This is a genomic window from Arenimonas sp., from assembly GCF_035312645.1.
In the GTDB taxonomy this organism is placed as follows: domain Bacteria; phylum Pseudomonadota; class Gammaproteobacteria; order Xanthomonadales; family Xanthomonadaceae; genus Arenimonas.
In genome coordinates this window covers 1-5,458 of record NZ_DATGBO010000078.1, presented here as the reverse complement: position 1 = coordinate 5,458, position 5,458 = coordinate 1, and the positions used below count along the sequence as shown (strand labels likewise).

Genomic DNA, 5,458 nt, shown 5'->3' with positions numbered 1-5,458 from the left:
GCTGGCCTCGAAGCCGGCGATCTGCACCTTGCGCTCGGCATCGACCACGCGGGCCTGCGTGTCGGCCAGCGCGGTCGCCTGTTGCAGTTCCTGGCGCACGCCCTGGGCCAGGCATTGCGTCTCGAAGGTCACCTTTTCCTGCTCAGCGATCTTGCGGTCGGTGAGCGTGCGCATCAGTTCCTCGGGCGGCACGATGTCGCCGATCAGCGTGTCGACCGCGCCGACGTTGTACTCGCTCAGCACCGACGAGATCGCCTCGCGCGCCTCGTTCTGGCGGTCGGAACGGTTCTTCAGGAAATCGATGATGTCGCTGCCTTGCGCGGCGTTGCGGAAGTAGTTGCCGATGGTCGGCTCGAGCACCTGCGTGACCAAGGCGCTCATGTCGCCGAAACGCGCGATCACTTTCGGCGCGTCGTTGCGCGGGATGTGGATGATCTGCGAGACGTCGAGATTGAACTTGAAACCGTCGGCCGAGCGCACGGTGATCGTCGACAGGTTGGCGTCGAGGCGATGCGCCTCGGTCTTGCCGGTCGCCCAGTTCAGCACGACGTTCGCGGTGGGCACGTTGACTACCTTGTGCGTGTTCGGATTGATCGGATATTTGCCGGGGTCGAGCGGATCCACCCACACGCCTTTTTCGCCGCGCGACACCAGGTTGCCGTGCTTGAAGGAATCGCCGGTGACATCCTTGCCTTCGCGTCCGATGTAGGCGATGACGACGCCGACGTTGGCGATCGGCACGGTCGACATCTCGACGATCTCGACGGTGACGAAGCGCGGGTTGAGGAAGTAACGGCCGGCGAGCAGTACCTGTTCCTGCAAGCCCTTGTTGCCGCCGTTGGCGATGAACTTGTCCGGATCCTGGAACATGTTGTGGCCTTCGATCTCGCCACCGGCGATCTCGCCGGTCGGCAGCGGCGTGCCTTCCTTCGCGGTGACGACACCGATCTTGTTTTCCGGGATGTCGACGACGTCATCGAGGCGCACGTCGAACAGGATCGGATTGATGCGGTAGTTGCCTGGCGGAATGATCTTCACCTGCGGGCCGCGTTCGCCGCCGCCAGCGAAGAAGGCTTTCGCGTCCTGATAGGAATCGCATTCGATGCCCTTGGCGATGACGCGACCGACTGGCAGCGGATTGCCGTCGTGCGCTTCGACGACGCCGAGCTTGCCCTGCGGAATTTCCGTCGCGGGCGCGAGCTCGACGGTGAACAACAAGGGATTGATGCGATAGGTGCCCGGCGGAATCACTTTCATCTGCGGGCCGCGCTCGCCGCCGCTGGTGAGGAAGGCGCGCGCGTCCTGGAAATAATTGCAGTCGATGTCGGCGGCGATGACGCGGCCGCGCGGCAGCGGCTTGCCGTCGCAGGCCTGCACGACGCCGATCTGGCCCTGCGGAATCATGGTGAACTTGATCAGCTCGATCGTGTACTGCCAGGGCCACAGGCCGACATGCAGGCCCGGCGACAAGGTGTCGGCCTGATAACCGGCCTCGCCTTCAAGCGCGACGATCTGGCCGTCGGGCAGCTTGCTATGCGCGCCGAAGATCACGAATTTCTTGGTGACCGTGCCGAGGCTGTCGTCGGGCACGATGATGATGCCGAACAACCAGAGAAACGCTTTCCAGAACAGCAGGGCGATAAGGACGATGGCGATGCCGCCGATCAGGCCCAGGTGATTCATGACTTCATCCACGATGCTGCGCTCCGGTGTTGTGTGGGGTGTTGCGGTGAATATTGAAGATCAAAAAAGTTTTTGCAGGAGCGGCCATGGCTGCGATTTGCATCGCTGCGCGCGACTTGGAGCGGTCGTGCTCATGAGCGCTCCTGCGGACTACGCACGATGCAGGATCATCTCCAGCACGAACTTGCTGCCGAAGAAAGCCAGCGCCAGCAAGGCCATCGCGGTGAGCGTGAGCTTGACCGCGCGTGGGCCGCGCCAACCGTAGCGCCAGCGGCCGAACAGCAATGTCGCGAGCACGACCCAGCTCAGTAGCGAGAGCACGGTCTTGTGCACGAGGTGCTGCGCGAGCAGGTTTTCGACGAACAGCACGCCTGTCACGAGGGCGAGCGTGAGCAGCACGAAGCTCGCGGCAAGCGAGCGGAACAACAGCGATTCGAGTTGCGTGAGTGGCGGCAGCGCGCGCAGCCAGCCGTGCAGTTGTCGTTGCCGCAGCGCGCGCTCCTGGAACCACAGCATCAACGCCAGCAGGGCAGCGACAGCAAGCGCGGCGTAGGCGAGCAGGGCGAGCAGGGCGTGCGTCTGCAGGCGCCAGTCGAGTGAATTGGCGATGCCGTGGCCGGCGAAGTGATAGAGCAGCAGGAAGAATGCCGCGAGCGGATACACCAGCACGCGCAGCGCTTCGAGCCGCTGTGTGCCGGCGGCGATCGTGCTCATCGCCGCCATGCCCAGACCGACCAGCGACAGCGCCGCGAAGAAATGCAGATCCGGCCCATGCAGGCGATGCCAGCCGATCCCATGGGTGGTGGCATGCAGGGCCAAGGCCGGCAGCACCAGCCAGAACAGTCGCAGCGGCTGGGTTTCGTCCTGGCGCAGGCGGAACACCAGCAGGGCCGCGGCGGCGAGATAGGCGAGGGCGGCGAGCAGGGGGATCAGCAATTCAAGCATGGCGAGAGTTTGGCATACCGTCCGGAAGGCGCGAACCGGTCTCGACGAGGGCGCCTCGACCGGTCGGGCTGCGCGGGCCGGCGCGGTATACTTCGCGCCCCCGAAACAAGGCACCAGACTCCCATGTTCGAGTCGCTGACCCAGCGTCTTTCCGGCACCCTGCAACGCCTGCGCGGCCGCGGCCGTCTGAGCGAGGAAAACATCCGCGAAAGCCTGCGCGAAGTACGCATTGCGCTGCTTGAGGCCGATGTCGCGTTGCCGGTGGTGGTCGCGCTGATCGAGCGCATCAAGGGCCGTGCGGTCGGCCAGGAAGTGCTGACCAGCCTGACGCCGGGCCAGACCCTGATCAAGATCGTGCACGACGAAATGGCGGCGGTGATGGGATCGCAGGCCAGCGATCTGAACCTCAACGTGCCGGCGCCGGCGATCATCCTGATGGCTGGCCTGCAGGGCGCGGGCAAGACCACGACGGTCGGCAAGCTCGCCAAGCACCTCAAGGAAAAGCGCAAGAAGAAAGTGATGGTGGTGAGCTGCGACGTCTACCGTCCGGCGGCGATCCAGCAGTTGGAGACGTTGGCGAAACAGGTCGACGTGTTGTTCTTCGCCAGTGCCGTCGGCCAGGATCCGGTGGCGATCGTGCGCGCGGCGATCGACGATGCGAAAAAGAGTTTCGTCGATGTGCTGCTGGTCGACACCGCCGGACGCCTCGCGATCGATGAAGCGATGATGGCCGAGATCAAGGCGCTGCATGCCGCGATCAAACCGGTGGAAACGCTGTTCGTCGTCGATGCGATGACCGGCCAGGACGCCGCCAATACCGCCAAGGCTTTCAGCGAAGCGTTGCCGCTGACCGGCGTGGTGCTGACCAAGACCGATGGCGATGCCCGCGGCGGCGCGGCGTTGTCGGTGCGCTACATCACCGGCCAGCCGATCAAGTTCATCGGCGTTGGCGAAAAACCCGATGGCCTGGATATTTTCCATCCCGACCGCGCCGCGAGCCGCATCCTCGACATGGGCGATGTGCTGTCGCTGGTCGAGCAGGTGCAGTCGCAGGTCGATCAGGACAAGGCGGCGAAATTCGCCGAGAAGGTCGCCAAGGGCAAGAAGTTCGACCTCAACGACATGCGCGACCAGATGGAACAGATGCAGAACATGGGCGGCATCTCGGCGCTGATGGACAAGCTGCCAGGCATGGGCCAGATCCCGGATTCGGTGAAGAGCCAGGTCACCGGAAAGGAAGTGCCGCGCATGGTCGCGATCATCAACTCGATGACGAAGAAAGAGCGGCGCAATCCCGGCCTGCTCAACGGCTCGCGCCGCGCCCGCATCGCCAAGGGCTCGGGCACCACGCCGGCTGACGTCAACAAGCTGCTCAAACAATTCCAGCAGATGGAAAAGATGATGAGCAAACTCTCTGCCGGCGGCATGAAGGGCATGATGCGCGGCATGAAGGGCTTGATGGGCGGTGGCGGTGGTTTTCCGGGTGGGTTTCGGCGCTAACGCTCCGGGTTTCGCCATGCTGGGGACGGATGGGAGATATCCCGCGCCTTGGCGAATGCGGTTTTGAGCGGCAAGGTGGCCGCGAAAAGCGACAATCGCAGCGCTTTTGCGGGATCAGGCTGTGCTGAAAGCAGCAAAAGTCGGGCGAAAAGCGCCTGTGCCGGCGGGAAATGTGCCGATATCGGCAATTTCCCGGCAGCGATGGCGATTTTTTCGCCAAGGCAGGGGGTTTCAACTGGGATTTCTGGGCCGGGGCTTCGATAGGGCGCCGCTGCGTCCTGGAAAAATTGCGGTCATGCCCGCCCCTGCGGTTGGGGGATCTGCAGGGTTCCCCTAACTCATTGAAGCGGCTATAATCGCCGGCTCCCCGGGGGCTTCTGGCACCGGCATCCACCCAGAACTACAGAGCAAACCGAAATGGTCAAGATTCGCCTGACCCGTGGCGGCGCCAAGAAGCGCCCCTTCTACCACATCGTCGCCACCGATCATCGCAACAAGCGTGACGGCCGTTCGCTTGAGCGCCTGGGTTTCTACAACCCGGTTGCCCAGGGCAACGAAAAGCGCGTCGAGCTCAATACCGAGCGCGTGAACCACTGGGTTGCCCAGGGCGCGCAGCTGACCGACAAGGTCCGCATGCTGCTCAAGGAAACCGCTGGCCAGGCTTCGGCCTGAGCCATCGCCTCGCGACACTGACGCGAGGGCCATGCCGATGAACCAAGAGCGCCGAATCCTGCTGGGCAGGGTCCTCGGCGCTTTTGGCGTTCGTGGCGAACTGAAATTCCAGTCGTTCACCGATCCGGTGGCGACCGCGCTCAAGTACCAGCCCTGGTTGCTGGTGCACAACGGCAATGAGCGCGAGCTGCCGCCCGTACGCGGCCGCGAAACCAACAAGGGCCTGGTCGTGACGTTTCCCGACTGTGCCGACCGCGACGTCGCGGAAGCCCTGGTCGGCGCGGAAATATGGGTGGCGCGCAGCCGCCTACCCAAGCCCAAGCCGGGCGAACATTACTGGGTCGATCTCGAAGGTCTGGCGGTGAGTACCGTCGAAGGCGTCGAGCTGGGCAAGGTCTCGTATCTGTTCAACACCGGCGCCAATGACGTGATGGTCGTGAGTGGTGATCGCGAACGCCTGATCCCTTACGTCAACGAGCAATTCATCGTTTCCGTCGATTTCGATGTGGGCCGGATTGTCGTCGACTGGGATCCCGATTTCTGATGCGTGTCGACGTCGTCAGCCTGTTCCCCGATTTCATCCGGCAGAGCGTGCAGGTCGGCGTGGTCGGGCGCGCCGTCGAACGTGGATTGCTCACGGTGGATGCGTGGAATCCGC

General features: G+C 63.6%; 5 protein-coding genes and 1 pseudogene. 4 read left to right on the top strand and 2 right to left on the bottom strand.

Annotated features, from left to right (window positions below; all coding sequences use genetic code 11):
• Together VKM35_RS07485 and VKM35_RS07480 are read right to left on the bottom strand one after the other, a co-directional pair.
• Nucleotides 1-1,683, bottom strand: a 1,683-nt coding sequence (locus VKM35_RS07485) for an SPFH domain-containing protein (RefSeq protein ID WP_324319967.1), incomplete at its 3' end; no start/stop codon positions are given.
• 150 nt (nucleotides 1,684-1,833) lie between these two features.
• The gene (locus tag VKM35_RS07480; protein WP_324319971.1) at nucleotides 1,834-2,619 is read right to left on the bottom strand and encodes a cytochrome C assembly family protein; all 786 of its coding nucleotides are present in this window, start codon (nucleotides 2,617-2,619) and stop codon (nucleotides 1,834-1,836) included.
• 132 nt (nucleotides 2,620-2,751) lie between these two features.
• On the opposite strand from VKM35_RS07480, the gene ffh reads away from it, so the two are divergent.
• The 4 genes and pseudogenes from ffh to VKM35_RS07460 all read left to right on the top strand — a co-directional run.
• Nucleotides 2,752-4,128, top strand: coding sequence for a signal recognition particle protein (ffh, locus tag VKM35_RS07475; RefSeq protein ID WP_324319965.1), 1,377 nt, complete (start codon nucleotides 2,752-2,754; stop codon nucleotides 4,126-4,128).
• Nucleotides 4,129-4,545: 417 nt separating this feature from the next.
• On the top strand, nucleotides 4,546-4,800 hold the full coding sequence (gene rpsP / locus VKM35_RS07470) for a 30S ribosomal protein S16 (RefSeq protein WP_324319963.1): 255 nt from the start codon (nucleotides 4,546-4,548) through the stop codon (nucleotides 4,798-4,800).
• A 37-nt stretch (nucleotides 4,801-4,837) separates the two neighbouring features.
• Nucleotides 4,838-5,344, top strand: a complete 507-nt coding sequence (gene rimM, locus VKM35_RS07465; RefSeq protein ID WP_324319969.1) for a ribosome maturation factor RimM — start codon at nucleotides 4,838-4,840, stop codon at nucleotides 5,342-5,344.
• Nucleotides 5,344-5,458 (top strand): annotated as a pseudogene (locus VKM35_RS07460) (tRNA (guanosine(37)-N1)-methyltransferase TrmD); the annotation flags it as partial. The gene rimM and the pseudogene VKM35_RS07460, both read left to right, overlap by 1 nt.